20 protein-coding genes are annotated in these 26,136 nt (G+C 69.3%); 12 read left to right on the top strand and 8 right to left on the bottom strand.

The genetic code is table 11. The features are described 5' to 3' along the window. Positions 1–22: 22 nt before the first annotated feature. The gene (locus SLW52_RS01485; protein ID WP_267094131.1) at positions 23–1,003 is read left to right on the top strand and encodes a DUF4105 domain-containing protein; all 981 of its coding nucleotides are present in this window, start codon (positions 23–25) and stop codon (positions 1,001–1,003) included. After that, the gene (locus tag SLW52_RS01490; protein ID WP_267103619.1) at positions 1,000–2,949 is read left to right on the top strand and encodes an alpha/beta hydrolase; all 1,950 of its coding nucleotides are present in this window, start codon (positions 1,000–1,002) and stop codon (positions 2,947–2,949) included. Before SLW52_RS01485 ends, SLW52_RS01490 begins: the two co-directional genes overlap by 4 nt. Before the next feature lie 64 nt (positions 2,950–3,013). Here the strand turns inward: SLW52_RS01490 and SLW52_RS01495 are convergent, their stop codons facing one another. Further along, entirely contained in the window at positions 3,014–3,328 is a 315-nt protein-coding gene (locus SLW52_RS01495; protein ID WP_152235564.1) for a hypothetical protein, read from the bottom strand. On the opposite strand from SLW52_RS01495, the gene SLW52_RS01500 reads away from it, so the two are divergent. From SLW52_RS01500 to SLW52_RS01510, 3 genes are all read left to right on the top strand, one after another. Beyond that, positions 3,327–6,113: a TonB-dependent receptor gene (locus tag SLW52_RS01500; RefSeq protein ID WP_267085454.1), complete on the top strand. Its 2,787-nt coding sequence runs from the start codon at positions 3,327–3,329 to the stop codon at positions 6,111–6,113. The two genes, SLW52_RS01495 and SLW52_RS01500, sit on opposite strands and share 2 nt — an antisense overlap. Before the next feature lie 86 nt (positions 6,114–6,199). Then, on the top strand, positions 6,200–7,276 hold the full coding sequence (locus SLW52_RS01505) for a phosphatidylinositol-specific phospholipase C1-like protein (protein ID WP_267085455.1): 1,077 nt from the start codon (positions 6,200–6,202) through the stop codon (positions 7,274–7,276). A gap of 44 nt (positions 7,277–7,320) precedes the next feature. Further along, positions 7,321–8,538 carry a histidine-type phosphatase gene (locus SLW52_RS01510; RefSeq protein WP_267085456.1) on the top strand — a complete coding sequence of 406 codons (1,218 nt, stop codon included), beginning with the start codon at positions 7,321–7,323 and terminating at the stop codon, positions 8,536–8,538. Between the two features lie 429 nt (positions 8,539–8,967). Here the strand turns inward: SLW52_RS01510 and metK are convergent, their stop codons facing one another. Further along, the gene (gene metK, locus SLW52_RS01515; RefSeq protein WP_010342184.1) at positions 8,968–10,179 is read right to left on the bottom strand and encodes a methionine adenosyltransferase; all 1,212 of its coding nucleotides are present in this window, start codon (positions 10,177–10,179) and stop codon (positions 8,968–8,970) included. 206 nt (positions 10,180–10,385) lie between these two features. Here metK and SLW52_RS01520 point away from each other — a divergent pair, with 206 nt between their 5' ends. The 3 genes from SLW52_RS01520 to SLW52_RS01530 all read left to right on the top strand — a co-directional run bounded on the left by SLW52_RS01520 (position 10,386) and on the right by SLW52_RS01530 (position 15,520). Then, complete coding sequence (locus SLW52_RS01520) at positions 10,386–12,101, top strand: lysophospholipid acyltransferase family protein (protein ID WP_267085457.1); 1,716 nt, start codon at positions 10,386–10,388, stop codon at positions 12,099–12,101. After that, positions 12,098–12,916, top strand: coding sequence for a UDP-2,3-diacylglucosamine diphosphatase (locus SLW52_RS01525; RefSeq protein WP_017915584.1), 819 nt, complete (start codon positions 12,098–12,100; stop codon positions 12,914–12,916). The genes SLW52_RS01520 and SLW52_RS01525 overlap by 4 nt, the downstream gene beginning before the upstream one ends. A 675-nt stretch (positions 12,917–13,591) precedes the next feature. Further along, entirely contained in the window at positions 13,592–15,520 is a 1,929-nt protein-coding gene (locus tag SLW52_RS01530; RefSeq protein ID WP_295920081.1) for a tetratricopeptide repeat protein, read from the top strand. Positions 15,521–15,589: 69 nt separating this feature from the next. Here SLW52_RS01530 and SLW52_RS01535 read toward each other — a convergent pair whose 3' ends face one another. After that, positions 15,590–15,976 (bottom strand): hypothetical protein, encoded by a 387-nt coding sequence (locus SLW52_RS01535; protein WP_267097114.1) that lies wholly within the window; start codon positions 15,974–15,976, stop codon positions 15,590–15,592. Between the two features lie 369 nt (positions 15,977–16,345). Here SLW52_RS01535 and SLW52_RS01540 point away from each other — a divergent pair, with 369 nt between their 5' ends. The 4 genes from SLW52_RS01540 (at position 16,346) to SLW52_RS01555 (ending at position 20,615) form a co-directional block, all read left to right on the top strand. Then, positions 16,346–17,008, top strand: coding sequence for a hypothetical protein (locus SLW52_RS01540; protein WP_320739586.1), 663 nt, complete (start codon positions 16,346–16,348; stop codon positions 17,006–17,008). Positions 17,009–17,134: 126 nt separating this feature from the next. Next, a complete protein-coding gene (locus SLW52_RS01545) occupies positions 17,135–17,812 on the top strand; it encodes a hypothetical protein (protein ID WP_320739585.1) in 678 nt (225 codons plus the stop codon). 380 nt (positions 17,813–18,192) lie between these two features. Continuing rightward, positions 18,193–19,266 (top strand): metal-dependent hydrolase, encoded by a 1,074-nt coding sequence (locus SLW52_RS01550; protein WP_320739583.1) that lies wholly within the window; start codon positions 18,193–18,195, stop codon positions 19,264–19,266. Between the two features lie 677 nt (positions 19,267–19,943). Next, positions 19,944–20,615: a hypothetical protein gene (locus SLW52_RS01555; protein ID WP_267100000.1), complete on the top strand. Its 672-nt coding sequence runs from the start codon at positions 19,944–19,946 to the stop codon at positions 20,613–20,615. A 412-nt stretch (positions 20,616–21,027) separates the two neighbouring features. Here the strand turns inward: SLW52_RS01555 and SLW52_RS01560 are convergent, their stop codons facing one another. The 5 genes from SLW52_RS01560 to SLW52_RS01580 all read right to left on the bottom strand — a co-directional run bounded on the left by SLW52_RS01560 (position 21,028) and on the right by SLW52_RS01580 (position 25,951). Then, complete coding sequence (locus tag SLW52_RS01560) at positions 21,028–21,855, bottom strand: class I SAM-dependent methyltransferase (RefSeq protein WP_267093518.1); 828 nt, start codon at positions 21,853–21,855, stop codon at positions 21,028–21,030. Between the two features lie 23 nt (positions 21,856–21,878). Next, a complete protein-coding gene (dusB, locus tag SLW52_RS01565) occupies positions 21,879–22,877 on the bottom strand; it encodes a tRNA dihydrouridine synthase DusB (protein WP_267100001.1) in 999 nt (332 codons plus the stop codon). Positions 22,878–22,931: 54 nt separating this feature from the next. Beyond that, the gene (locus tag SLW52_RS01570; RefSeq protein WP_267100002.1) at positions 22,932–23,537 is read right to left on the bottom strand and encodes a DUF4893 domain-containing protein; all 606 of its coding nucleotides are present in this window, start codon (positions 23,535–23,537) and stop codon (positions 22,932–22,934) included. A 94-nt stretch (positions 23,538–23,631) separates the two neighbouring features. Beyond that, positions 23,632–24,585: a ribokinase gene (locus SLW52_RS01575; RefSeq protein ID WP_320739734.1), complete on the bottom strand. Its 954-nt coding sequence runs from the start codon at positions 24,583–24,585 to the stop codon at positions 23,632–23,634. A gap of 67 nt (positions 24,586–24,652) precedes the next feature. Then, the gene (locus SLW52_RS01580; protein ID WP_017911618.1) at positions 24,653–25,951 is read right to left on the bottom strand and encodes a nucleoside transporter C-terminal domain-containing protein; all 1,299 of its coding nucleotides are present in this window, start codon (positions 25,949–25,951) and stop codon (positions 24,653–24,655) included. Positions 25,952–26,136: the final 185 nt, after the last annotated feature.

The raw sequence follows: 26,136 nt of genomic DNA on the forward strand, positions 1-26,136 counted from the left end.
GCGGCTGGCGCGCGCACTGGCGATGCTGGCGGTGCTCGGCGCCAGCCTGTGGGGCGCGCTGTTCCTGAGCTATCTGCCGCATACCGGCGCGGTGGTGCGCTACGGCTCGGCGCTGCTGTGGGCCGCCTTGGGCGGCGCGGCGCTGTGGGGCCTGCGGCATCCGCGCGAGTACCGCGTGCTGCCGCTGCTGTTCGCGGTCGGCTGCGCCGGCATGGCGGTGGGCTGGTCGGCGCTGCAGCCGCAGCAGAACCGCGACTGGGCCGACGATGTCGCGCAACTGCTGCAGCCGCAGGTGGACGGGCATGTGGTGACCCTGCACAACGTGCGCAATTTCGCCTGGCGCAGCGACCACGACTACACCCCCCGCTGGGAGACGCGCCGTTACGACCTGGAGCGGCTGGCCTCGGCGGACCTCGCGCTGTCGTACTGGATGGGGCCGGCGATCGCCCACACGCTGGTCTCGTTCGGCTTCGACGACGGCCGTCGCGTGGTGTTCTCGCTGGAGATCCGCAAGGAGCGCGGCGAGGCGTTCTCGGCGCTGGCCGGGTTCTTCCGCAACTTCGAGCAGGTGATGGTCGCCGCCGACGAACGCGACATCCTGGCGGTGCGCAGCAACGTGCGCGGCGAGGACGTCTATCTGTACCGGCTCAACCTGTCGCGTGCGCAACTGCGCCAGCTGTTCCTGGGCTACGTGGCGCGGGCGCAGCAACTGCAGCGCACGCCGCGGTTCTACAACACCGCCACCAGCAACTGCACCACCATCGTGTTCGAACTGGCGCGCAAGCTCGATCCCGCGCTGCCGCTCGATGTGCGCCTGCTGCTGTCCGGCTACCTGCCGTCCTACGTCTATGCGCAGCATGGCTTCGTGCCCGGCTACAGCCTGGCCACGCTGCGCACGCGCGGCCGCATCGGCGAACGCGCGCGCGCGGCTGGCGTTGGCGACGACTTCTCCACGCGCATCCGCGCCGGCATTCCCGGCGACGATCCCGCCGTCGCGCCATGACCCGGTACTTACGTCTTGCGCGGTGCGCGGGCACCGCGCTGCTGGCTGCCGGGCTGCTGCTCGGCAGCGGCTGCGCCATGGTCAGCGTGCAGTCGCGCAGCGCTGCCGACTACATCGCCACCCAGCGCGGCGACGTGCTCAGCACCGGCAAACTCAGCGATGCCAGTCTGGAGACGTTGCGCGTGCTCGCGCTCGATCCCAAGACCTGCGAGGCCGACGTTCCGGCCTGCGCCACGCAGCTGCGCGCATTGCAGGGGCTGGATCAGGAGCGGCGGCTGGCGACCCTGTCGGAGCTGTGGGTGCATGCGGCCAATGTGCGCACGCCGCGGCAGGCGAGGGCGCTGGACGATGCGACGCTGCAGGCCTGGCTGGAAGCCGCGCGCTACGCCTACGCCTACCTGTTCTACACCCAGCGCCCGGCCAGCGCGCGCGCCTTCGAGGACCGGCAGACCCAGGTGCGCGACTACTACAACTACGCAGTGCAGCAGGTGGTCGGCGAGCTGTTCCTGCGCTGGCGCGCCGGCAGCGCCAGCGGCGAGTTGCACGACGACGACACGCTGCGCACGGCCGGCTGGCAGGTGCGCGCGGACATGGGCAGCTTCCGCCTGCCGGGTGGCGTGGCGCGTCCGGACGCGATGCTGCCGGCGTCGACGCTGCGCTTCGATGGCTTACGCAGCACCTACCGTCGCGACGGCTTCGGCGCCGAACTGGTCGCGGAGATCGCACCGTCCAAGGTCGGCGACCCGACCGCGGCGGCGGCCACCAAGGCCACGCCAAACCCGCACGCGCCGGCGTTCAGCGAGATGCCGTATGCGCCGACCACGGTGCTGCTGCGCTTCGACGGCGACAGCCTGGCGCAGGTGCTGGACACCCGCAGCGTGGTGGTCGCGCCCTACGATCCGTACCGCGACGGCGAGGTCGAGGTGCACGGCCAGCGCCTGCCACTGGCGGCCAACTTCACTGCGGCCTATGGCCTGTGGCTGGCCCGTGCCGGCTTCGCGCGGCAGTCGCTGCGCTCCATGCTCGGCCGCGAGGATGGCATCGACCAGCCGCATCTGTACCTGATGCAGCCGTACGATCCGGACCGACGCATCATCCTGATGCTGCACGGCCTGGCCAGCAGTCCGGAGGCCTGGGTCAACGTCGCCAACGAACTGATGGGCGACGAACAACTGCGCCGCCACTACCAGATCTGGCAGGTCTACTATCCGACCAACATGCCGATCGCCTGGAACCGCGCGCAGATCGAGACGCTGGTGCAGCAGACCCTGCGCCATTTCGACCCGCAGGGGCAGGCGCCGGCCTCGCAGCACATGGTCCTGATCGGCCACAGCATGGGCGGGGTGATCGGGCGCCTGTTGGTCAGCGACTCCGGCGACACGCTGTGGAACGACCTGATCGGCGCGCGCGGCGACCGGCGCCCGCTGGACCCGCAGGCGCTGGCGCAGTTGCAGCCGCTGCTGCGCTTCGCGCCGTTGCCGGAGGTGGACCGCGCCATCTTCATCGCCGCGCCGCAACGCGGCACCACCTTCGCCGAAGGGCGCCTCGGCCGCCTGGCCGGGCGCCTGGTGCGCCTGCCGGTGACGCTGCTCGATCGCTTGAACACCTTGCTGCAGGGGATCGACGGCCCCGACGGCGCGCCGATGCGCGTGCCCAACAGCATCGACAACCTGCGCGACACCGATCCGTTCGTGCGCGCGGCGGCGGACCTGCCGATTTCGTCGGCGGTGCGCTACCACACCATCATCGCCCGCCGCGATCCGGCGGTGCCGCTGGCCGACTCCGACGACGGCTTGGTGCCGTACCGCAGCGCGCATCTGCCGGGCGCGGTCTCCGAACTGGTGATCACCTCCGGCCACAGCGTGCAGGAGACGCCGCAGGCGATCCTGGAGATCCGCCGCATCCTGCATGCGCAATTGCAGGTGGACGCCGCCGCGACGCGGTGACGCTGCCCGTGACGGGCGGTTGTGCGCGTTCTTCGTCGAGCGCCCGCTGGGTTGCGTTGTCGCCTCATGCGCCCCACGGGCTGGGCGAGGCATCGCCTGCTGGAGCGTTGGCCGCCGCGTCGACGGAAGCGGCCAGGATGTCGCGCTGCCATCGGTGGCGCAGCCGCAAGACGGCACGGCGAATGGTTTCAATTGTGCCGAATTGCGCAGGAAAGGCGCCGAATCGTCGGTCGACGACCTGCGGTGACATCGTTGTCATCAAATTGCAGCCGCGCCTGCCAACAATGCGCGCCGCCGCGAACACGATCTCGGCCTCTCTCCCCTCCATGCCCGGCCTGCGGCCCGTTCCGTTGGCCGCGCCTACGTTCGGATTTTTCATGTCGCACTCGATCCATCTTCAGAAACGCCTGTCACTGGCGATCGCCGCCGCGTTGCTCGGTGTCGCGCCGATGGCCTTGGCCCAGGCGCAGGATGCGCAGGAGACGCAGACCGCCGCGTCCGACGCCAGCGCCAAGACCCTGGACAAGATCACCGTCGCCGTCACCCGCTACAACGCCGCGGACATGCAGATGGCCGCGACCAACACGGCCAACGTGCTGTCGGCCGAAGATCTGAAGTACACCGCCGTGCACAACATCGCCGAGGCGCTGGGTCTGCTGCCGGGCGTCAACGTGGTCAACACCGGGCAGTCGTACTTCGGCGGCGTCGACGGCGCCGCGCGCGGCGAGGGCATGTTCGCCTCGGTGCGTGGCCTCAACGCCGAGTACAACGTCAACCTGATCAACGGCGTCAACGTCGCCCAGGGCCTGCCCTACAGCCGCAGCGTGCAGCTGAGCCTGCTGCCGCCGTCGGGCCTGCAGACCATCGTGTTGAACAAGACCTCCACCGCGGCGATGGACGGCGACGCGATCGGCGGCACCATCGATTACCGCACCCCCAGCGGCTTCGACTACAGCGAGGCGATGGGTGGCAGCGTCACCGCCAGCGGGCGCATGGAAAGCCGTGCGCGCGACTACGGCGACGACGGCCTGGGCAAGGGCGCGGCCGGCGAATTCCACGCCAAGTTCGGCGCCGACAACCAGTTCGGCGTGTACACCAGCGCGTACTACGACGAGCGCCACTACGTGAACAGCGAAGTGGCCAACGCCGCCGCCTCGCGTGGCGACTGGGGCAAGAAGTACTTCTCGCGCACCACGGCCAGCGGCCAGCCGGCGCCCGGCTACGATCCGCAGGACCTGCTGATGGCCACCGGCGCCAACATCGGCTATTCCGCCGGCGATACCACGCGCTACGGCGGCAACGTGTCCTTCGACTGGCACGTCGACCCGAGCCTGCAGCTGTACGCGCGCGCCACCTACGCCTACGCCAAGACCGAGCAGAACACCGGCTACACCCAGCTGGTGCCGGCCAACGTGAGCCTGGTGCAGATCGGCACCACCGGCGTGTACCAGCCGCAGATCAACCGCGTGGCGGTGCGCTACTGGTACGAGACCAACCCGGAAGTGGCGGACCTGGCCACCTTCCAGTTCGGCGCCGACAAGCAACTGGGCAACTGGACGCTGTCGCCGAACCTGTTCTACAGCTACGGCGACAATGATCGCCCGGACCACGTGGAAATCTCCGCGCGCGTGGACCAGTACGCCTCCACCCAGTTCCCGTACGGCGGCGCCAGCACCTTCTCCGGCTACGACGGCGACGGCTTCCCCAAGCCGCTGCTGACCCCGGCGCTGCAGGCCCAGGCCAGCGACATCGGCAGCCTGTATGCGCGTCGCTACGGCCAGTTGACCAAGTCCTACAGCGGCCAGACCAAGGGCGGCGCCAAGTTCGACGTGCGCTACGACTTCGACCAGGGCGCGCTGAGCAACATCCAGTTCGGCGTGAAGTATGTCGACAGCTCCCGCGACTTCACCTCGCGCGACTGGACCAACAGCAAGTTCACCGACGGCACCCTGCTGCGCGACACCGGCCTGGTGGTCGGCCAGTACGACTCGGTGTACCCGGGCAAGTACGCATGGCCGACGGTCAAGCTCAGCAACGGCGGGCTGAAGGCGATGATCGCCCAGCATCTGACCGCGGCCAGCTTCGACACCTGCGGGAGCCTGGCGATCAACAACCAGAACTGCGCGACCATGCGTGGCGACGAGGCGGTGACCTCGGCGTATGCGATGGCCACGTTCCGCAGCGGCGACCTGGAAGTGATCCCGGGCGTGCGCTTCGAGCACACCAGCATCCGCAACACCTTCTGGACCATGCCCGAAGACGCCAACGGCAACGAACTGCCCGGCTTCTTCAGCAGCAACCACACCAGCTACGACGTGCCGCTGCCGAGCGTGTTCCTGAACTACCGCCCGGGCAACGGCAATGCGGTGTACCGCGCCTCGGTGTGGACCAGCTACACCCGGCCGGCGCTGGTGCAGCTCGGCGGCGGCGCCAACTACGACGTCTCCAGCGACGGCACCACGGTCATCACCGAGGGCAATCCGGACCTGAAGCCGATCAAGTCGCTCAACGTCGACCTGTCCGGCGAGTGGGACAACGGCCACGGCGGCCACGCGATGCTGGCCGGCTACTACAAGCGCCTGACCGACTACATCTACGAGAGCGGCTCGGATCCGGCCAACGCCGGCACCAGCACCGGCGCCGGCAATGTGCGCTACGTGCGTCCGCAGAACGGCGGCGACGGCAAGGTGCTCGGCGTCGAGGCCGCGGTGCGGCAGACCCTGCAGGGCATGCCGGCACCGCTGGACGGCTTCGGCATCGGCGCCAACGTCACCCGCCAGACCACCCGCGTCGACCTGGGCATGGACGGCTTCCACGACGAGCGCATCCAGAACGCGCCGGACCTGATGGCCAACGCCGAGCTGTTCTACGAGAAGGGCCCGCTGTCGGTGAACCTGGCCTATCACTACTCCGGCGAGTACGTCTCGGTGTACGACTACTACAACCGCGGCGCCACCTGGGACGACCTGTGGGTCAAGCCGATCACCCGCGTGGACCTGCACGTGGGCTACACCTTCAACGAGCACCTGCGCGCCGACCTGTCGGTGGCCAACCTCACCAACCGCCTGAGCTACTGGGCGCACGTGGGCCACAACAGCACCGCGATCTCCGACATCGTCGATGCCGGCCGCACCGCGCTGCTGAACGTGAAGTACACGTTCTGAAGCGGGCGCCTGCGCACGCGGGACGTCGCCACCCGCCGCACGGCCCTGTGCCGTGCGGCGGGTGGGGCGTTGTCGGCATCGCCGCGATGTTCGTCTGGCTGGCGCTGACGATCCTGCCGGGAATTGCGTGGTCGACAGAGGTGCCGGTGACGGTGCCGATCGACGGCCTGCGCCTGGACCAGGTGCAACTGCTCGGCTCGCACAACAGCTATCGGCCGGTGCCGACCGCGCAGGTGCGCCAGCGCCTGCAGGCGCACGACGCCGCCGAATGGCCGGCACTGGCCTATGGCCATCCTTCGCTGCAGGCCCAGCTCGCGCTGGGGCTGCGGCAACTCGAACTCGACGTGGCCGCCGATCCGCACGGCGGCCTGTACGCCGCACCGTATGCACGCGCGGATGCGGCGACCCGGGCCCGCATGCACGCGCCCGGCGCCAAGGTCCTGCACCAGCCGGGCCTGGACTACGCCAGCCACTGCCTGCGCTTCCGCGATTGCCTGGCGATCCTCGCCGCCTGGTCGCGCGCGCACCCAAGGCATGCGCCGCTGGTGGTGCTGGTCAATGCGGTGGATTTCGATCCGGTGCCGGGCCTGTGGCCGCACCGTTCCGCGTTCGACGCTCATGACCTGGACTCACTGGACCGCGACATCGTCGAGGTGGTCGGGCGCGCGCGCCTGATCCTGCCCGACGACGTGCGCGGCGCCGCGCCGAGCCTGCGCGAGGCGGTGCTGGCGCATGCCTGGCCGCGGGTGGCGCAGGCGCGCGGCCGCATGCTGTTCGTGCTCGACGGCAATCCGCGGCACGAGGCGCTGTATCGACAGGATCATCCATCGCTGCGCGGCCGCATGATGTTCGGCTGGTACGCGCCGGACCAGCCGGAAGCGGCGGTGCTGTCGATCGAGGATCCGCTGGCCGAGGCGCCGCGGATCCGCGCGCTGGTGACGCAGGGCTTCCTGGTGCGCACCCGCGCCGATACCGATGGCCGCGAGGCGCGCGCGCACGACCGCCGCCGCGCACGGGCGGCGCTGGAGGCCGGCGCGCAATGGATCAGCACCGATTACTACGCTGGCGCCCCGGATCCGCAGCGGCTGGGCTACTGGCTCGGTATCGCCACGGGCCTGCGCTGCGACCGGGTCACGGCCGCATGCGGCACGAGCGCACCGTGAGACTTTCCATGTTGGGGACGATGATGAAAACAAGAACGCGTTGGATGCTGTGGGTCGTGCTGCTGGTGGCGGCATTGGGCGCGCAGGCGCGGCCGGCGTCCAAGGCCGCGCCCGCGCTGCAGGTGGAGAAGGTCTGGATGCTGTTCCGCCACGGCGTGCGCGCGCCGCTGCCGGGCGAGGCCGCGGCCGCCGCGCTGGCGCCGCAACCCTGGCCGGTGTGGGACACGCCGCCGAGCCTGCTCACCGCGCACGGCCGCACGGCGGTGGAACGCAGCGGCGACTACACCCGGCAATGGCTGCTGCGCGATGGCGTGCTGCCGGCGCAGGGCTGCCCGGCCGATGGCACGGTCAGCATCTACGCCAACTCCGATCAGCGCACCATCGTCAGTGCGGAGCTGCTCGCCGACACCCTCGCGCCCGGCTGCCATCTGCAGGCCGGCCACCAGGCCGAGGGCAGCGACGACCCGCTGTTCCGTCCGGTGGAAGCCAGCGCGGTGGAGTTCGATGCCGCCGCCGCGGTGGCCTCGATCCAGCGCCAGACCGGCGGCCCGGGCGCGGTGCTGGCACCGTATGCGCGCGAACTGCGCACCATGCAGGAGATCCTCGGCTGCACGGAGCGCTGCGACTTCGTGCACATGCCCTCGTCGCTGACCCCGGGCGCGAACGGGCGCAGCCTGGCCTTGCACGGCCCGCTGGACCTGACCTCGGGCACGGCCGAGGTGTTCATCCTGCAGTACGCAGAAGGCATGCCGCTGGACCAGGTCGGCTGGGGTCGCGCGACGCCGGCGCGCATCGCCGCGGTGTCGCGACTGCACGCCTTGCTGTTCGAGATCTACGCACGGCCGCAGTACATGGCCGCGCGCGCGGGCGCGCCGCTGGCGCACCGCCTGCTGGACACGCTGGGCGCTGACGACGCGCCGCGGCTGAGCGTGCTGGTCGCCAGCGACACCCACATCGCCGCGCTAAGCGGCCTGCTCGACCTGCACTTCCACCTGCCCGGTTTCGGCCGCGACGACGCGCCCCCCGGCGGGGCGCTGGTGGTGGAGCAGGTGCGCGACCCACGCAATGGCCAGCGCTACGTGCGTGTGCGCTACCAGGCGCAGTCGCTGGACCAGTTGCGCGCGCTGACCCCGCTGAGCCTGCGCCATCCGCCGCTGCTGCAGACCCTGCAGATTCCCGGTTGCAGCGACGCCGCGACCGGGCTGTGTCCGCTGCCGAAGTTCCAGGCGCTGCTGCAGGCCGCGCTGCAGCGCCGCGGCTGAGGCGCTCCCGCCGTGACCATCGCTGCTGCCTGGCGGACCAGGTGAAGCACACATGCCGTGCCGCCTGTACGGCCGCCCTTGAGCGCACGCCGACGATGCGGTAGCGCGCGTGTCTGCCTGCGGGAGTCGACTGTCATGCAGCCGCGGCAAGCGCCGCCGACAGCCGACTGACACCCTCCGTCGTCGGGACTGAAGTCCCTCCCACAAGGAGGCCCAGTCCATCCTGCGGAACGACTTCCGTTGCGACGCGCGTTCCAAGCAACGCATGTCGCGGCCGAAGCCGCTCCTGCGCGGAAGCGTTCCTGCGGCGTGGCGCACCCCTGCCTGCATGGCCGTTGCCAGTGTCCGCCACTGGCCGGTTCCCACCACCCAAACGCAGAACGGGCCGCAATGCGGCCCGTTCTTTCTTGCAAGCGCGGGCAGGCCGGCTTACTTCAGCTTGGCGTCCGCGCGCAGCGCCTCGGCGCGGTCGGTCTTCTCCCACGAGAACGCCGTGGCCTGGTGCTGGGCGCCGGTGCCGTCGGTGTAGGTGAAGGCCTTCGGGGTGCGGCCGAAATGGCCGTACGAGGCGGTCTGCTGGTACATCGGGTGGATCAGGTCGAGCATCTGGATGATGCCGAACGGACGCAGGTCGAAGTGCTTGCGGATCAGCTTCTCGATCTTGTCGTCGGCGATCTTGCCGGTGCCGAAGGTGGTGACCGAGATCGAGGTCGGCTCGGCCACGCCGATGGCGTAGGACACCTGCACTTCGCAGCGGTCGGCCAGGCCGGCGGCGACGACGTTCTTGGCGACGTAGCGCGCGGCGTAGGCGGCCGAACGGTCGACCTTGGACGGATCCTTGCCGGAGAACGCGCCGCCGCCGTGGCGCGCCCAGCCGCCGTAGGTGTCGACGATGATCTTGCGCCCGGTCAGGCCGCAGTCGCCCACCGGCCCGCCGATCACGAACTTGCCGGTCGGGTTGATGTGGAACTTGGTGCCCTTGTGCAGCCACTTGGCCGGCAGCACCGGCTTGAGGATTTCCTCGCGCACGGCCTCGACCAGGTGCTTCTGCTTGATGTCCGGATCGTGCTGGGTGGACAGCACCACTGCGTCGATGGCGGTCGCCACGCCGTCTTCGTAGCGCAGGGTGACCTGGCTCTTGGCGTCCGGGCGCAGCCACGCCAGCGGCGAGTTCTTCTTCTTGCGCACCTTGGCCTGCTGTTCGACCAGGCGGTGCGACAGGTGGATGGCGGCCGGCATGAAGCTGTCGGTCTCGCGGGTGGCGTAGCCGAACATCAGGCCCTGGTCGCCAGCGCCCTGTTCTTCCGGCTTCTTGCGGTCCACGCCCTGGTTGATGTCCGGCGACTGCTTGCCGATCAGGTTGAGCACGCCGCAGGTCTCGCCGTCGAAGCCGACGTCGGAGCTGTTGTAGCCGATGTCCAGGATCACCTTGCGGGTCAGCGCTTCCAGATCGATCCAGGCGCTGGTGGTGATTTCGCCGGCGACGATCGCCACGCCGGTCTTGACCAGCGTTTCGCAGGCCACGCGCGCGCGCTTGTCCTGGGTCAGGATCGCGTCGAGCACCGCATCGGAGATCTGATCGGCGATCTTGTCCGGGTGGCCTTCGGAGACCGACTCGGAGGTGAAGAGATAGCTGGACATCGCGGCTATATCCTTGTATTCGGATGAAAAGATGGAGGCGAATGATACACGGGCGCCGGGCGGCGTGCATGCTGCCCGGGTCGGACGTTGCCCAAGGTTAACCGGTTGGCGCGCCATGGTGCGCCCGTCACTTTGCCGTAGTCAGATTGCAAGATCGGTGTCGCCGCCGCGGCCGAAGCTGTGCGCAGTCAGCAAGGGGGCTTGCCGTGCTCGCACTCGAACGCCGTCTTCAGGACCGCTACCCGCACTGGTTTGCCGGACGCCGCTCGCGGCTGGTCCGGCCATTGCTGCGCGGCCTGCAGAAATGGTCGGGACTGGACGCGCTGGACGCGTTCCTGGAGGCCAACCGCGACCTGCGCGGTTTCGCCCTGGTCCAGGCCGGACTGGATTTCCTGCAGGCCCGCTACGTGGTCGCACCGACCGCCGCCGAGTGCATCCCGGCGCGCGGGCGCCTGCTGATCGTCGCCAATCATCCTTCCGGGGCGCTGGATGCGCTGGCGCTGCTGGACTGCGTGGGCCAGGTGCGGCGCGACGTGAAGATCGTCGCCAACGATTTCCTGTGGGCGCTGGAAGGCCTGCGCGACCTGCTGCTGCCGGTGCGCATCCTCGGCGGCGCACCGTCGCCGGCCAGCGTGCGGGCGATCGAGCAGGCGCTGGCGCAGGAGCAATGCGTGATCGTGTTCCCGGCCGGCGAGGTCTCGCGGCTGGGCTGGGGTGGCGTCGCCGACGGGCGCTGGCGCCGCGGCTTCCTGCGCTTCGCCCTGCGCACCGCCGCGCCGGTGCTGCCGGTGCGCATCCATGCACGCAATTCGGCGTTGTTCTACGGCGCTTCGGCGCTGTTCAAGCCGGCCGGCACCGCGCTGCTGGCGCGGGAGATGTTCGCCCGCCGCGAGCGCCGCATCGCGCTCAGCCTGGGCCGCGCCCGCGCGCTGCCGCAGGACCTGCCCGAAGCCGAATTGATGCGGCGCCTGCGCAGCGAGCTGTATGCGCTCGGCCGCAGCGGTGGGCAGGCCGCGCCGAACGAAGAAGCGTTGGTCGCCGCCGAGGACCCGGCGCAACTGGCCGTGGAAGTGGCCGGCCTGCGCAGCCTCGGCCATACCCTGGACGGCAAGCAGATCCGCGTCGGCCGGCTGCGCGCCGGCTCGGCGTTGCTGCGCGAGATCGGCCGCCTGCGCGAGCTGACCTTCCGCGCGGTGGGCGAGGGCACCGGCCGGCGCCTGGACCTGGACGACTACGACACCTGGTACGAACACATCGTGCTGTGGGATGGCGCGGCCACCCGCGTGGTCGGCGCCTACCGGGTTGCCCGCGGTGCACCGGTGCTGGCCGAGCGCGGCCTGGCCGGCTTCTACACCGCCGAACTGTTCCGCTACGGCGAGGGCATGCTGCCGCGCATCGCCGCGGGCATGGAGCTGGGCCGCAGCTTCGTGGTGCCGGACTACTGGGGTAGCCGCAGCATCGATTACCTGTGGCAGGGCATCGGCGCCTATCTGCAGGACCATCCGCAGGTGCGCTACCTGTTCGGCGCGGTGTCGATCAGCGCCGCGCTGCCCTACGAAGCGCGCGAGCAGATCGTGGCCTACTACGCGCGCTACTACGGCGACGCCAGCGGCGAAGCCGCCTCGGCGCGGCCGTTCCCGTATCCGGAAGCGCCGTCGGCGTTCGACGAACTGGACGCCGACACGGCCTTCAAGGTGCTCAAGGGCAACCTCGACGCGCTGGGCGCGGCGGTGCCGATGCTCTACAAGCAGTACACCGATCTATGCGAGCCCGGCGGTGCGCGCTTCCTCGCCTTCGGCGTGGACCCTGCGTTCAACGACGCCGTCGACGGCCTGATCGAGCTGGATCTACAGCGCATCCGCAGCAAGAAGCGCGCGCGCTACCTCGAACGTCCCCGCAACGAAGCAGAGGTGGTGGCATGAGTCCGCTCAACAGCCTGGCGCCGCGCCGCGCGGTGTTCGTCTCCGATGTGCACCTGGGTGCACCGCATTGCCACGCACGCGAGCTGGCCGACTTCCTCGGCGGCCTGCGCTGCGACCAGCTGTACCTGGTCGGCGACATCGTCGACTTCTGGTGGATGGCGCAGCGCCGCGCGGTGTGGAGCGCGGCGCACCAGCGCGTGGTCGATGCGCTGCACGCGCTGGCCCGCGGCGGCACCGAACTGATCTACGTCCCCGGCAACCACGACCGGCCGATCCGCCGTTTCTGCGGGCTGGCGCTGCCGGCGATGCAGGTGCGCCGGCGCGCGGTGCACGCCACCGCCGACGGGCGTCGCCTGCTGGTGGTGCACGGCGACGACTACGACAGCGTGACCCAGTTCGGCGGCCTGCAGGAGAAGTTCGGCGACTGGTTGTACTACCGCATCCTCACCGGCAATCAGCTGACCAACCGCGTGCGCCGCCGCCTGGGCATGCGCTACTGGTCGCTGGCCGACTACCTGAAGCGGCAGAGCAGCGCCGCCGAGCGCTACATCGAGCGCTTCGTCGCCGCCGGTCTGGACGACGCGCGCCGCCGCGGCCTGGACGGGGTGATCTGCGGCCACGTGCACCGCGCCGGACTGTTCGAGCGCGACGGTCTGGTCTACGCCAACGACGGCGACTGGGTGGAAAACCTCACCGCGCTCGCCGAAGAGGCCGACGGCACCCTGCGCCTGCTCTCGCACCGCGGCGACGTGCTGCGCGAACTGCCGCCGCGCCTGCGGCTGGTGCAGGAGAACGTCTGGCCGCGCGCGGCCTGAAGCAGCCGATCGTGCCAGGCGGCGCTGCACAGCCTGGCGCGTGACTGGCAGCGTGCGTTCGACTGCTGCCGCGTCTGCGCCCCGCAGTTGCCCTTGTCGCGAATCGCCCTGGGCGTGGCACCGCCGTCCTTGCAGTGGACGGAAGCGTAGAACGCAGTGTGACCGCTATTCCACGATGACCCGTGTGTGGTGTGCATCACCGCCGCGCGCGCTTGCCCGGCTTCCGTGGCATCGGGTCTACTGCGATGCGTCGGCGCGACATGCCCGGGCAGGAACCCACGTTCGCGCCCGGGCCTCACGCTGATCCATGTCGCTGCGGCGCGCGTGCGCCGCATCCCGATCAGTTCTGGAGTTGTGGAGACAGTGAAACCAGGGAAGGCGTTGTGCGGCCGGTCGCGCAGATCCATGGGGACATGGTTCGGCTCGGCCTGGTCCGCCGTTTCTGGCGATTCCGTCCAGGCGAACGTCACCGCGCCTGGCACGCGGCCGCGGACATGCCTGCGATGGGCGTGCCTGGGCGTCCTGCTCGCGGCGAGCGCGGCCGCGATTGCGCAGAACACGATCTATGGCTGCGCGGAGCCCGCCGCGCCACGTCCGCTTCCCGATCCGCTGCTGTGCGTGCAGCAGGCGGGCGTATCGACGCCGCACACGGCGGGCGAAGCGCGGGTCGCGGCATTGTTTGCACGTGCCAAGCAGCAACTCGATGGCGGCCGCTTCGACGCCGCCGAGCAGGCGCTGGATTGCGCGCAGGCCAACCTCGGCGATGCCGGCGGCGCGCGCTTGCGCTACGAGCTCACCCGCCGCCGCGGCATTCTCGATTTCCGCCGCGAACGCCTGCCGCAGGCGCTGGCGCGCTTCGAGTGCGCGGCCACGCTGTCCCGCTCGCTGCACGACCGCATGGGCGAGGCGCGCGATCTGAACAACGTCGGTGCGGCGCTGCGCCGGCTCGGGGATTTTCGCGGTGCCCTGCGCAACCTGACGCTGAGCCTGGACATCCAGCGCGCGCGCGGCGCGGTCTCTGCGTCCGTGCTGACCAATATCGCCGACGTGTATCGCGAACTGCGCGAGTCCGACACTGCGATGCGTTACTACCGCGATGCGCTTGCCGCCAACCGCGCGCAGGGCGACGCCATCGAGGCCGCGCACGTGCAGGAAACCATGGCCGAGCTGGCGCTCGACAGCGGCGACACGCCGCAGGCGCTGGCCTGGCTGCAGGAGGCGCTTGCCGTGTACCGGGCGCAGGGCCGCCGCGTGTACGAACTGCGTGTGCACGATGGCCTGATCCGCGCGGCATTGGCGCTCGGCGACGTCGCGCAGGCGCAGCGCTGGAGTTCCAGTGCGCTGGCGCTCGCCGAGGCATGGGCGCTGCCGCTGCCGTCCGCGCTGCAGTTGCAGCTGGCGCGGACCGCCCGCCTCGAAGGCAACGCGGCCGCCGCTGCGGCCCGCCTGCGCGCGGCGCTGGCAGCGGCCGCAGGCGGCGATCCGGTGCGGGTGCCGTTGCTGGAGGAGTTGGCGCGGCTGCAGGAAAGCAGTGGCGATACGGCGGCGGCCATCGCCACGCTGCGGCGCGCGAATGCGGAGGCCGCGGCGCTGGTCCGCGCGCAGCACGATCGCCAGTTGGACTGGCTGCGGATCCGCTTCGACACCGCCGAAAAGCAGCGCACCATCGATGCCCTGCAAAGCGAAAACCGCCTGCGCCAGGTCCAACTGCGCCAGCGCACGTTGCTGCTGTGGCTGGCATTGGTGTCCGGCGTCGCCGCCGCGCTCGGCCTCTGGCTGTGGCTGCAGCGTCGCCGCCAGCGCGAACGTTTGCTGCAAGCCGCACGGCAGGTCCGCCACGAGGAGCAACTCGCGCGCTATCGGCGAGAGGCGGACGCGCTGGCCGAGGATCGCAGCCTGCTGCAGACCCTGCTCGACAGCCGCGAGGACGCGCTGTGCCTGCTCGATGCCGAAGGCCAGGTCCTGGCCACCAATCGTGCCGGCCGCCTGCTGCTCGGCGGCGCGGACGACGCCGAACCGGTCGGGCAGCCAGTGTTCGCCTGCGTTGCCGAGGGCGACCGCCCGGCGTTGCAGGCGGCGCTGGAGCGGATGGAGGACAGCGCCGCGCAACGCCTGGAGATCGTCGCACGGCATGGCACGCCGCTCGCCGTGACCTTCACGCCCTGGCGCGGCGGCGATGGGCTGGTCGTCCTTGGCCTGCAGGAACGCGACCGTGGCGCGGTGGCGGACACCGCGCAGGCCGAGCACACGCCAGCGGAGGCCGCCGCGCCTGCGTTGCGCGATGCCTTCCGGCGCGCGCTGGTCGACCTGATGCTGGCGGTCATCGACACCTGGGAGCGCGCCACCGCGACCGGTCGCCTGGAGTTGGCCGAGCGCAGCCGCATCTGGCGCGTGAACATCGACGACGGCCGCCTGCGTGCGCGGGCGATGGAGCGCTACCTGGCGGTCTCCAAATTGCCTAGCAACCCGCGCTGGCGGGACGTGCTGCGCTCGGCCTATTTCGTGCTCGCGCACTGCGGAGAGCTGTCGGCGGAGGCGCGCGCCGCCCTGCAGTCGAGGATCGACACGGTGCTGGCCTACACCCGCCGGGACGCGCTCGGCTGAGCAAGCCCGGCACTTCTCCTGCCGGCGATCGTCGGCTGCGCTAACCGGCGAGCGCGCCTGCATGGTGCGTCAGCGCCCGCGCTTGGCCGGGCAGACCACGCAGGCGCCCTTCAAGCCTTGCTCCATGCGGTAGGCGCTGTGGTGATCGCGTGCCAGGAAGGTCGTCGGGCCGAGCACGATGGGCTTGGCCGAGCGCGACGGCGCCACCACCTCGCAATAGGCGGCAATGGTGTTCAGCGTATTGGTGTACGGCTCGTGGCTATCGACCACGCCGCACTTGTCCATCGTCTGCCGCAACTGCTCGCCGTCGAAATCGAATTTCACCACCACCTCCGGTTCCTGGCTCTCCTCCAGGCACCAGTCCGGCGGCAGGGTGTCGTGGCCGTGGGCGATCAGCGGCAAGGTCAGCAGGGCCGCGGCAAGGGCGGCATGGAAGACGAAACGGCAGGCAGGCATCGGAACCTCGCAATGCGCAGAAGAAGAGTCCGCAGCCTACGAGCGGGGCTGCGGCCGATGCCAGCGCATCCGCGGGTATAGACCGGGAATAAATCCTCCTAAGTTATTGATTCTCCGATGGTGGCAACGCGCCGCGCTGCCGGCTCGCGCGTCCGCGGCCCGCCGTGCTTGCGCCGTGGCCCCGGCAATTCGACCCGATTCGCTCCCGTGGCGACCCGGGTTTGCCCTCGTGCCGCGGCGGCGGCCTGCCTAGCCTGAAATCGCCGGATCGCACCGAGTGCCGATGCGGTGGTGGCCATATCCCCCGGGGGCGATGCACGCAACCCCAGCCATCTCCAATCCCTTCCATATAGCGAGAGAACGCTCATCATGAAGAAGAAGCTCCTTGTCGCAGCCGCCTTGCTGGCGGGCAGTGTGGTCGGCGCCCCTGCGCTGGCGGCGGAAAACCCGGTGGACCAGGCCGGCATCCAGCACAACATGTACCTGGGCTGCCTGATGGACGCCAATGCCTCGCCCGACGAGGCCCTCACCGTCGTGGTCAAGACGTGCGGTTACAACCCCGGCATGCCGCTGGAGCGGTTCATCGCCACGCAACAGCCCATCATCGATGCGGTCGATCCGACCCGGCCGATGACCGACAACCTGGCCGTGTTGCGCCAGCAGCTCAGTGCCTACGAATTCTCGTTCATCGTGCGGATGGACCAGATCATCGAGAACGCCGAGGACATGGATGCGGCGGCGGTGCAGTTCGAGGAACTCGAGAAGGAAGCCATGGCACGGCTCGATCCTGCCTCCAGGAACGGCGCGCTGGTGCTGGGCGGGCTGAGCGTGGCCAAGCATTCCAACCGCTACTGGGCCAAGGTCGCGGCAGAGCATGGCGAGACCACGGCTGGCGACGCCACCGCGAAGAAGAAGGGGCGCTTCTGGCGATGGCTGGCCGTCGTGGGTTCGGACGTGGTGGGTTTCCTGCTCACCGAAAACCCGGTCACCGCGGCCACCACCTCCAGCACCGTCTACGACATCGTGTTCTGACCGGGCTGCAGCCCGCTCCGCTTGAAGACCGCCGCATCGTGCCGTGCGCCGATGCGGCGGTGACCGCCTGCCCATGACCCATGTGGGTCCGGGCCCACTCATCCCCGTTCAATGAAGAGAATGCAAATGAAGAAGCACTTTCTCGCAACCGCCGCCCTGCTGGTCGGCAGCGCCGTCGGTCTCCCCGCGCTGGCCGCGGAGAATCCCATGGACCACGCCGGCGCCCAGCACAACATGTACCTCGGTTGCCTGATGGACCTCAATCCCTCGCACGACCAGGCCCTGACGCTGCTGGTCAAGAAGTGCGGCTACGCCCCGGGCATGCCGATGGAGCAGTTCATCGCCACACAGCAGCCGATCATCGATGGGATCGACCCGACGCGGTCGGTGACCGAAAACCTGACGGGATTGCGCCAGCGGTTCAGTGCCGAGGAATTCGCATTCGTCGTGCGGATCGACCAGATCGTCGAGAACGCCGACGACCTGGAGGCCGCCGCAGCGCAATTCGAGGAGCTGGAGCGGGACGCCCTGGCGAAGCTCGATCCCACCTCCAGGAATGGCGCGTTGATCCTGGGTGGATTGAGCGTGGCCAGGCACTCCACACGCTACTGGTCCAGGCAGGCGGCCGAAAGCGGTCAGTTCGCGGCAGAGGGCGGCACCTCGAAGAGGAAGGGACGATTCTGGAAGTGGCTGGGCGTCATCGCAGCCGACGTGATCAGCTATTTCCAATCGGAGAATCCCGGCACGGCGGCCACGTCCTCCGACGATGCATACACCCTGTTCTTCGAGGGATTCGGATTCTGATCCAGGCGCTGCATGGGCAGGGAAGGGCACCCTGATGGGGTGCCTTTCCATAGAGGGAGCGACGTCAGCTCATTCGCTTTGCTGCGACTCGGCGTGGACATGCCGTTGTCGTCGCAGGAGCGGCTTCAGCCGCGACAGGCGTTACCTGTGGCGTCTCGCCGCAGCTAACGCCGCTCCTGCAAATAGCCTTCCCTCGTCATCGGAGATGCCCTTGCAGTGGCAGCGGCGCGTTCGCTTGAAGCGCTTGGCAGGATCGGCATCGGGCCGAACTGCCCGTGCCGCGTGTTGTACATCTGCGACAGCAGCAAACGAGCGACCGCCGCGCCACCGCCACTGCCATGGCCACGCACCCATTCCCGCATCGCTGCTAGCATCGGCCGATGGATTCCCTTACCCAGATCGTGCTCGGCGGTGCCATTGCCGCGGCCATCGCGCCGGCTACGCATCGGCGCGCGGCTCTGCTTGCGGGTGCCGCGCTTGGCACCGTGCCCGACCTCGATGCGCTGATCCTGCTGCCGCTGACCCGCGATCCGGTGACGCTGATGACGGTGCATCGCAGCGTCAGCCATTCGCTGTTCGTGCTGCCGCTGCTCGGCTGGATGATCTGGTGGCTGTTCCGGCGCTTCGGTCATGGGCGGGTCGCCGAGGCGCCGCGGCGCTGGTTCTGGGCGATCCAGCTGGCGCTGATCACCCACCCGCTGCTGGATGCGTTCACCGTCTACGGCACGCAGCTGTGGTGGCCGCTGCGGCCATCGCCGACGATGTGGTCGAGCGTGTTCATCATCGATCCCGCCTACACGCTGTGGCTGCTGCTGGCCTGCGCCATCGCCTGGTTCGCCCGCGCGCGGCGCGTGGCGCAGCAGGCGTTGCTCGTCGGACTGCTGTTGAGCAGTCTTTACCTGGGCTGGTCGCTGCTGGCCAAGCAGCTGGTCGACCGCGAGGCCGACCGCGCGCTGGCGGCGATGGGCCTGGCGCAGGCGCCGCGCTTCTCGGTGCCGATGCCGTTCAACACGCTGCTATGGCGGGTGGTGGCGATGACCCCGAGCGGCTACGTGATCGGCGAGCGCTCGCTGGTCGCCGACCACGGGCCGATGCGCTTCCAGGGCTATCCTTCCAACACCCAGGCGCTGGCGCAGGTGCGCGACCTGCCGGCGGTGCAGCGCCTGACGTGGTTCAACCGCGGCTTCATGCGCGCGCAGGTCAAGGGCGGCGAACTGGTGCTCAGCGACCTGCGCATGGGCCTGGAACCGGACTACAACTTCAACTTCGCGGTGGCGCGACAGCAGGGCGACGGCTGGGCGGCGATGCCGCCGCGGCAGCTGCAGGCCGCGTACCGGGCGCCGGTGGCACGTGGGCAGATTGGTGCAGCGCTGGCGCGGATGTGGCAACGGATCTGGACCGAACCGGCATCGCCCGCGCCGGTGAGCGCGCAGGTGCCTGCCACGGCGCGTTGAGCGGGTTGCAATGGTGCGTGGCGCGATGCGCCGCCAAGTCGCACGAAGCGGCAATGGCTGCCAGGGCTTACGAGCATACTTCTCGTGCCCGGCTGCCCCGCACGTGACCATCACCTGCCGCGGTGATTCCCGGTTGAAATCGAACTTCGTCACCACCTCCGGCTTGTGATCCTGCTGCAGGCAGCAGTCCGACGGTAGGTGCGGTGTCGTGGCCGTGGGCGGCTAACGGCAAGCTCGAAGGGCCGCGACGACGGAATGCGCGCCGGCGGCCGCGGTGCGGCCAGCGCGGCATGGGCGACGCGACGCTGGTGAGTGGGTGAGCTTCCTAAACACAAGGCGCGCAACAGCCGCGTTGCAGCGATGCCGCGGTTCCAGCGCATCCGCGGCGACGGATCGGGAACGAATCGGCGCAAGGCATTGATTCTTCGATCATGGAATGTCCGCCGGCAGCCAGGGCCACGTTTGCGCGATGTGGTGACGGTGCCATCGATTCGCCAATTCGACCCGGTTCGTTCCCGTCGCGACCCGGTTTCGTCCTCGTGCGTCGCCGCAGATCTGCCTAGCCTGAAACCGTCGCATCGCGCCGTGTGCCGATGCGGTGTGGTCGCCTCGGCTGGGTCCTCCGCAGGAACGTCGGGAGATCTGGGCCACCCTCCATCCATTACATGAGAACGTTGATGAACAAAAAGCTCTTTGCCGCGACCGCCACCCTCCTGGTCGGCAGTGCCTTCGGTACCGCCCCCGTACTGGCGGCCGAGAATCCGCTCGATCAGGTAGGCATCCAGCACAACATGTATCTGGGCTGCCTGATGGACACGAAAGCCTCGCGCGATGAGGCCCTCGCCGTCCTGGTCGAGAAGTGCGGCTACAGCCCTGGCATGCCGCTGGAGCACTTCATCGCCACGCACCAGCCCATGGTGGATGCAATCGATCCGCTCCGGCCGATGGCCGAAAACCTGGCCGAGCTGCGCCAACAACTCAGTGCATACGAGTTCTCGTTCATCGTGCGAATGGACCAGATTGTGCAGAACACCGAGAGCCTGGACGCCGCCGCGGTGCAATTCGAGGAATTGGAACGGGAAGGTATCGCGCGGCTTGATCCCAAGTCCAAGAATGGCGCGCTGGTTCTGGGCGGGCTGAGTGTAGTGAGACACTCAGCGCGCTATTGGTCCAAACTCGCGGCCGGCGCCACGTCGAAGCCGGACCCTAAAAAGGGCTGGGCGATTGTCTCAGTGTGCGATGCAATGGGCGCGCTTTTCTTTGGCAGCAGCGAAATGGCGTCTTCCGTTTCCTATTCAGCCTATCAAGAACTTGCTTCGCAGGGATACTTCCCACTCTACGCAAACTAAATTTTCTTCATGATCTTGCTTCAGGCATTGCGGATGAAATAAAGAAGGCGTTCCCGAAGGGGCGCCTTTCTTATCAGGCACACCGAGAATGCGGATACGTCGCCACTGTTCTGGCGCACAGGTGCAGCCTTGATCCGGGCTTCTGAAGGCGGCGGAGCCGAGCCTTCTTCGCATCGCCAGCAAAGTAGTTGCGTGCGACAACTTCAACGTCGCGGTGGCGCGGCAGCAGGGCAACGGCTGGCAAGCAATCGCCCTGGGGTAGCTGCAGGCGGCGTATCGGGCGCCGGTAGCACGCGGGCACGTTCGCGCAGCACTGGCGCGGATGTGGCGGCGGATCTGTGGACAGAGCCGGCATCGCCCGCGCCGGTGCGCGCGCAAGCGCCAGCGACGCGGTGAGCGCCATGAAAGCGACTCAATACACCGTCGCGTGCGCCTGCACGAACGAATAGAAGAACACCGCATCCGGGTCGCTCTGCACCTGGGCCATTTCCCGGCGCATGCCGGCCACGGTCTCCTCATCCACCGCGCCGGCCTGCAGCAGCCGTTCGGCCGCAGACAGCAGCAGTTCTTCCCAGAACCCGATCATGGTCTTGCGCCGCGCCGGCTCGCGGTTGTCCAGGTGCAGGGTCTTGATCTCGGTGCTGACGTCGCGATAGCCGCCGGCTAGCAGCAGGTTGCCGAGCTTGGCACCGACGAACGGGTCGCCGCCGTGGTCGTACTGGAAGTCGTTGAACGCCATCCAGTAGCGCCACACGTTCGGCGAGTACGGATGCAGCAGGAACGAGGCGTTCATCACCTCGGTCACGTACACCGGCGACCCCGGTGCCAGCACCCGCCGCACTTCGCTGAGCACCCGCGCCGGCGACGGCACGTGCTCCAGCACCCAGCACAGGAACGCCGCATCGAAGCTGCGCGGTTGGAATGGCAGGTCGCCGGCATCAGCCTGCTGCAGGGTGTAGCGGTCCTGGCACCAGGGCATGCGCTGCAGGTTGTCGCGTGCGGCCTGCAGTTGCGCCTCGCTCAGGTCGATGCCGGTGACGTGCAGCTCCGGGAAGCGTCGCAGCAAGACTTCGGTCTGGGCGCCGACGCCGCTGCCCACTTCCAGCAGGCGCCGCGCGCCGGTGTAGTCGATCTGGTTGAACAGGGTGGCTTCGAGCAGCCGGGCCTGTTTCAGCAGGCGTGCCTGTTCGGTGTCGGAATAGCCGTGCAGATAGGTCGGGGTGTCGGGAGACGAGCGCATGGCGGTGCTCCAGGGAGAAAACGTCAGGCGGCGGCGGACAAGGCAGGCGGCACCCCGGCGATCAGCGCGTCGAAGTACTCGGCGGTCAGCGCCAGTTGCGCCTGTGCGCTCTCGGCGCGGTTGACAACGGCGCGGAACGCGGCGTTCTCGGGTTGATCCTTGGCATACCAGCCCAGGTGCTTGCGCGCGATGCGCACGCCCTGCGCCTCGCCGTAGAACGCGTGCAGCGCCTGCAGGTGGCCGAGCAGGGTGTCGCGGACGAACGTCAGCGACGGCGCCGGCCGCAGTTCGCCGGTGACCAGGTAGTGCGCGATCTCGCCGAAGATCCACGGCCGGCCCTGCGCCGCACGCCCGACCATCACCGCATCGGCGCCGGTCGCGGCCAGCACCTGCGCCGCCTTCTGCGGCGAATCGATGTCGCCGTTGGCGATCACCGGAATGCGCAGCATCGCCTTGATCTGGGCGATGGTCGCGTACTCGGCTTGGCCGCTGTAATGTTGATCGCGGGTGCGCCCGTGCACTGCTAGCGCGGCGATGCCGCAGTCCTCGGCGATGCGCGCGATGACCGGGCCGTTGCGGTGGTCGCAGTCCCAGCCGGTGCGGATCTTCAGCGTCACCGGCACTGGCGAGGCCTTCACCACTGCGCTGAGGATGCGCGCCACCAGCGCCTCGTCGCGCATCAGCGCCGAGCCGGCCCAGGCGTTGCACACCTTCTTCGCCGGGCAACCCATGTTGATGTCGATCAGTTGCGCGCCGTGGTCGGCGTTGTAGCGCGCGGCCTCGGCCAGTTGCTGGGGCTCGGTGCCGGCGATCTGCACGCTGACCGGGTCCGGCTCGCCGGCGTGGTCCATGCGCTGCAGCGACTTGCGGGTCTGCCAGAAGCGCGGATCGGAGATGGTCATCTCCGACACGGCCAGGCCCGCGCCCAGCCGCTTGCACAGCAGCCGGAACGGCTTGTCGGTGACCCCGGCCATCGGTGCCAGGATCACCTTCGGTTCGATCGTGTAGGGGCCGATACGCATGCGCGTAGTGTAGCGGGGTGCATGCGCTGGCGGGCCGGGCGGCCCGCGCGGCCGTCAGCGCATCAGCTGGTACAGCTCGAAGCCGTTGTCCTTGCCGTCCAGGATCAGCAGCAGTTCGTCCGGGCCCAGCGCGACCAGGCGGCCGACGCTGTTGCCGTGCGTGCCGTCGGAGGCATGGCCGGGCGCGTAGGCCGCTTCCGGCTCGTCGTTGACCGTGCTTGCGCCGAGGAAGGCCAGCTCATGGCTGCCGGCGGACAGCGGATACAGCGTGCCGCTGCGGCGCTGCGAGCCGCTGGTCTTGCTCAGGTGGTAGCCGCAGGGATCGCGGCGGATCTCGGCCTTGAAGTGGGGATAGGCGTAGGCGAAGTGCGGGTCGATCTGGATCGAGCGCACCTTCCAGCGGCCCTCCAGCTTGCCGGGCTGCTGCGGCGTCTGCGCGCGCTGCAGCAGGCTGCGCGCCAGCGCCGCGCCCTTTTCCTGCTCGGCATCGTCGTAATGCGCCGCGATCACCTGCTGCAGGCGTTCGGCGGAGACGGTCACCGCGGCGCGGTCGGCGTCGGCGGCCAGGCTGTTCCAGTCGCAGTGCGGTGCCGCGGCGGCGGACAACGGGAGCAGCAGTGCGCACAGCGCGGCGAACGGGATGACGGAACGGCGGGGCATCGGCAACTCCTTGTCGGATGCGTGGCCGGCGCAGCGCCGGCGCTGGTTTGTGATGGCAGGCAACGGCGACGGCCGGCGCCGTCGCGCCGATCGCTCAGCCGGCCTCGGGCGTCAGCCGCGGCATCGATGCCGCCGCGCCTTCGGCCTCGGTGGAGCGCGCCGCGTAGTGGTTGGCGAAGCGCACATGGGTGGCGAACGCGGCGTTCGGCGACTGCGCCAGCGACGCCACCAGGGCGCCGTTGAAGGCGTCGCCGGCACCGGTGGTGTCCACGGTATGCGCGGTTTCGGCGCCGATCCGGTAGTAGGGCTGGGTGTCGCCGAGCAGGCGCTCCTCAGGGTGCGAGATGAACGCACCGACCGCGCCCAGCGTCACCACCACGGTGCCGCCCGGCAGCAGCTTGCGGCACAGCGCGTGCAGGCTGCCGCCATCGGTGGCGGCGACGTCGTCGGCGTCCACGCGCACGCCGACATGGCGGGCGAGCAGGGCGGCGAACTCGGTTTCGTTGGGGGTCAGCACGTCGGCCAGCTTGAGCAGGCCGATGCTGGTCTGCGCGTTGGCCGGGGCGGCGTTGAGCACCGTGGTCAGGCCAGCCTCGCGGGCCAGCGCCAGGGTGCCCTCGATGGTCTCGATCGGCGATTCCAGCTGCGCCAGCAGCACCCGCGCCGAGCCCAGCAGCGGACACTGCGCCTGCACGAAGTCCAGGCTCAGCGCGGCGTTGGCGCCGGCGCCGATGACGATGGTGTTGCGGCCGTGGCCGTCGACGTAGATGCCGCCGGTGCCGGTCGGCTCGCTGCGGGCCTCGGCGACCAGGGCGATACCGTCCTGCGCGGCCAGGCCGCGCGCCATCGCGCCGCCGGCGTCGTCGCCGAGCGCGCAGACGAAGCTGGTGCGCGCGCCGGCACGCGCCGCCGCCACCGCCTGGTTGAAGCCCTTGCCGCCGGGGCCGGTGCTGTAGCGGCCGGCGATGGTCGCCCCCGGTGCGGGCAGATTCTCGCACCGCCACACATGGTCGACATTGAACGAACCGACGACGATGACCGAACTCATAGGCATGTACTGCTTCTCGACTGGAACTGAAAAAAGAAAGACGGGTGCGGCGGATGCCGCGGCCGGATCAGGCGAAGTGCGACAGCACCCCGGCGATGGTCGCGGTCATGAAGGTCGCGATCGAGCCGCCCAGCACCGCACGCAGGCCGAAGCGGGCCAGGTCGTGGCGGCGCTCGGGGGCCAGGCCGCCGATGCCGCCGATCTGGATCGCGATCGAACTGAAGTTGGCGAAGCCGCACAGCGCGTAGGTGGCGACCAGCCGGCCTTCCGCGCTCAGGCTCACGCCCGGCACCTGGCCCTGGACGATACGCGACAGCTCGGTATACGCCACGAACTCGTTGATGACCACCTTCTGGCCGATCAGCGAACCGACCGTGGTCGCATCCGGCCATGGCGTGCCGATTACCCAGGCCACCGGCGCCAGCACGTAGCCGAAGATGGTGGACAGGTTGGTCGGGCGGCCGATCACGCTGGCCAGGCCGGTGACGTCGCCGATCCAGGTCAGCGGCGCATTGACCAGCGCGATCAGGGCGATGAACGCCAGCAGCATCGCGCCGATGTTCAGCGCCAGGCGCAGGCCGTCGCCGGCGCCGGCGGCAGCGGCGTCGATCACGTTGCTGGTGGTCTTCTCCACTTCCATCTTGACCGTGCCGCGGGTCAGCGGCGTGCCGGTTTCCGGGATCAGCAGCTTGGCCACCACCAGCGTCGCCGGCGCGGCCATGATGCTGGCCGCCAGCAGATGCTTGGCATAGAACGCCTGCTGCGCCGGATCGCCGCCGCCGAGCATGCCCACGTAGGCCGCCAGCACGCCGCCGGCGATGTGCGCCATGCCGCCGATCATCATCGTCAGCAGCTCGGACTCGGTCATGCGCGGGATGTACGGACGCACCGTCAGCGGCGCCTCGGTCTGGCCGATGAACACGCTGGCGCAGACGCTGGTGGTCTCGGCGCCGGACACGCGCATCACCTTGGTGATCGCCCAGGCCATCACCCGCACCACCGCCTGCATCACCCCCAGGTGGTACAGCACGCCCATCAGCGCGGAGAAGAAGATGATGGTCGGCAGCACCTGGAAGGCGAAGATGAAGCCGTAGGTCTTGGTGTCGAGCAGGCTGCCGAAGATGAAGCTGGAGCCTTCGTTGACGAAGCTCAGCACCTTGACGAACACCTGGCCGAGCCAGTCGAACACCTCACGGCCGCCCGGGACCAGCAGCACCAGCGAGGCGAACCCGATCTGCAGGACCAGGCCGGTCGCGACCAGCTTCCAGTCCACCGCCCGGCGGTTGTTGGAGAACAGCCAGGTGATCCCGATCAACACCGCCAAACCGAACAGGCCGAAGCCGATCCTTCCCAATCCCTCGACCATCTGCGTCCCCGGTCCCCGACCAAAGACGGGAAGCCTAGTGCAGGGGGTGACGGCCGGCAAGGCGAGGCGTGTTCAGTCGGGGGATTCGGGATTGGGGATTGGGGATTTGCAAGAGCGGGGCGCCTGGCTGCCGCCGGCGTGGCGGCGCCGACGGTGCCTCGCGGCAGCGCCGCTACACTGTGCGG

It is taken from the genome of Xanthomonas sp. LF02-5 (assembly GCF_034105325.1).
Classification (GTDB): Bacteria; Pseudomonadota; Gammaproteobacteria; order Xanthomonadales; family Xanthomonadaceae; genus Xanthomonas_A; species Xanthomonas_A sontii.

What these genes read in the sequence shown, in the direction of transcription:
- SLW52_RS01495 (WP_152235564.1), bottom strand. Translation starts at nt 3,328, where the DNA reads ATGAAAAATCCGAACGTAGGCGCGGCCAACGGAACGGGCCGCAGGCCG.
- SLW52_RS01505 (WP_267085455.1), top strand. Translation starts at nt 6,200, where the DNA reads ATGTTCGTCTGGCTGGCGCTGACGATCCTGCCGGGAATTGCGTGGTCG.
- SLW52_RS01510 (WP_267085456.1), top strand. Translation starts at nt 7,321, where the DNA reads ATGCTGTGGGTCGTGCTGCTGGTGGCGGCATTGGGCGCGCAGGCGCGG.
- SLW52_RS01555 (WP_267100000.1), top strand. Translation starts at nt 19,944, where the DNA reads ATGAACAAAAAGCTCTTTGCCGCGACCGCCACCCTCCTGGTCGGCAGT.
- SLW52_RS01560 (WP_267093518.1), bottom strand. Translation starts at nt 21,855, where the DNA reads ATGCGCTCGTCTCCCGACACCCCGACCTATCTGCACGGCTATTCCGAC.
- SLW52_RS01525 (WP_017915584.1), top strand. Translation starts at nt 12,098, where the DNA reads ATGAGTCCGCTCAACAGCCTGGCGCCGCGCCGCGCGGTGTTCGTCTCC.
- SLW52_RS01535 (WP_267097114.1), bottom strand. Translation starts at nt 15,976, where the DNA reads ATGCCTGCCTGCCGTTTCGTCTTCCATGCCGCCCTTGCCGCGGCCCTG.
- dusB (WP_267100001.1), bottom strand. Translation starts at nt 22,877, where the DNA reads ATGCGTATCGGCCCCTACACGATCGAACCGAAGGTGATCCTGGCACCG.
- SLW52_RS01575 (WP_320739734.1), bottom strand. Translation starts at nt 24,585, where the DNA reads ATGAGTTCGGTCATCGTCGTCGGTTCGTTCAATGTCGACCATGTGTGG.
- SLW52_RS01580 (WP_017911618.1), bottom strand. Translation starts at nt 25,951, where the DNA reads ATGGTCGAGGGATTGGGAAGGATCGGCTTCGGCCTGTTCGGTTTGGCG.
- SLW52_RS01490 (WP_267103619.1), top strand. Translation starts at nt 1,000, where the DNA reads ATGACCCGGTACTTACGTCTTGCGCGGTGCGCGGGCACCGCGCTGCTG.
- SLW52_RS01545 (WP_320739585.1), top strand. Translation starts at nt 17,135, where the DNA reads ATGAAGAAGCACTTTCTCGCAACCGCCGCCCTGCTGGTCGGCAGCGCC.
- SLW52_RS01550 (WP_320739583.1), top strand. Translation starts at nt 18,193, where the DNA reads ATGGATTCCCTTACCCAGATCGTGCTCGGCGGTGCCATTGCCGCGGCC.
- SLW52_RS01570 (WP_267100002.1), bottom strand. Translation starts at nt 23,537, where the DNA reads ATGCCCCGCCGTTCCGTCATCCCGTTCGCCGCGCTGTGCGCACTGCTG.
- SLW52_RS01500 (WP_267085454.1), top strand. Translation starts at nt 3,327, where the DNA reads ATGTCGCACTCGATCCATCTTCAGAAACGCCTGTCACTGGCGATCGCC.
- SLW52_RS01485 (WP_267094131.1), top strand. Translation starts at nt 23, where the DNA reads ATGCTGGCGGTGCTCGGCGCCAGCCTGTGGGGCGCGCTGTTCCTGAGC.
- SLW52_RS01540 (WP_320739586.1), top strand. Translation starts at nt 16,346, where the DNA reads ATGAAGAAGAAGCTCCTTGTCGCAGCCGCCTTGCTGGCGGGCAGTGTG.
- metK (WP_010342184.1), bottom strand. Translation starts at nt 10,179, where the DNA reads ATGTCCAGCTATCTCTTCACCTCCGAGTCGGTCTCCGAAGGCCACCCG.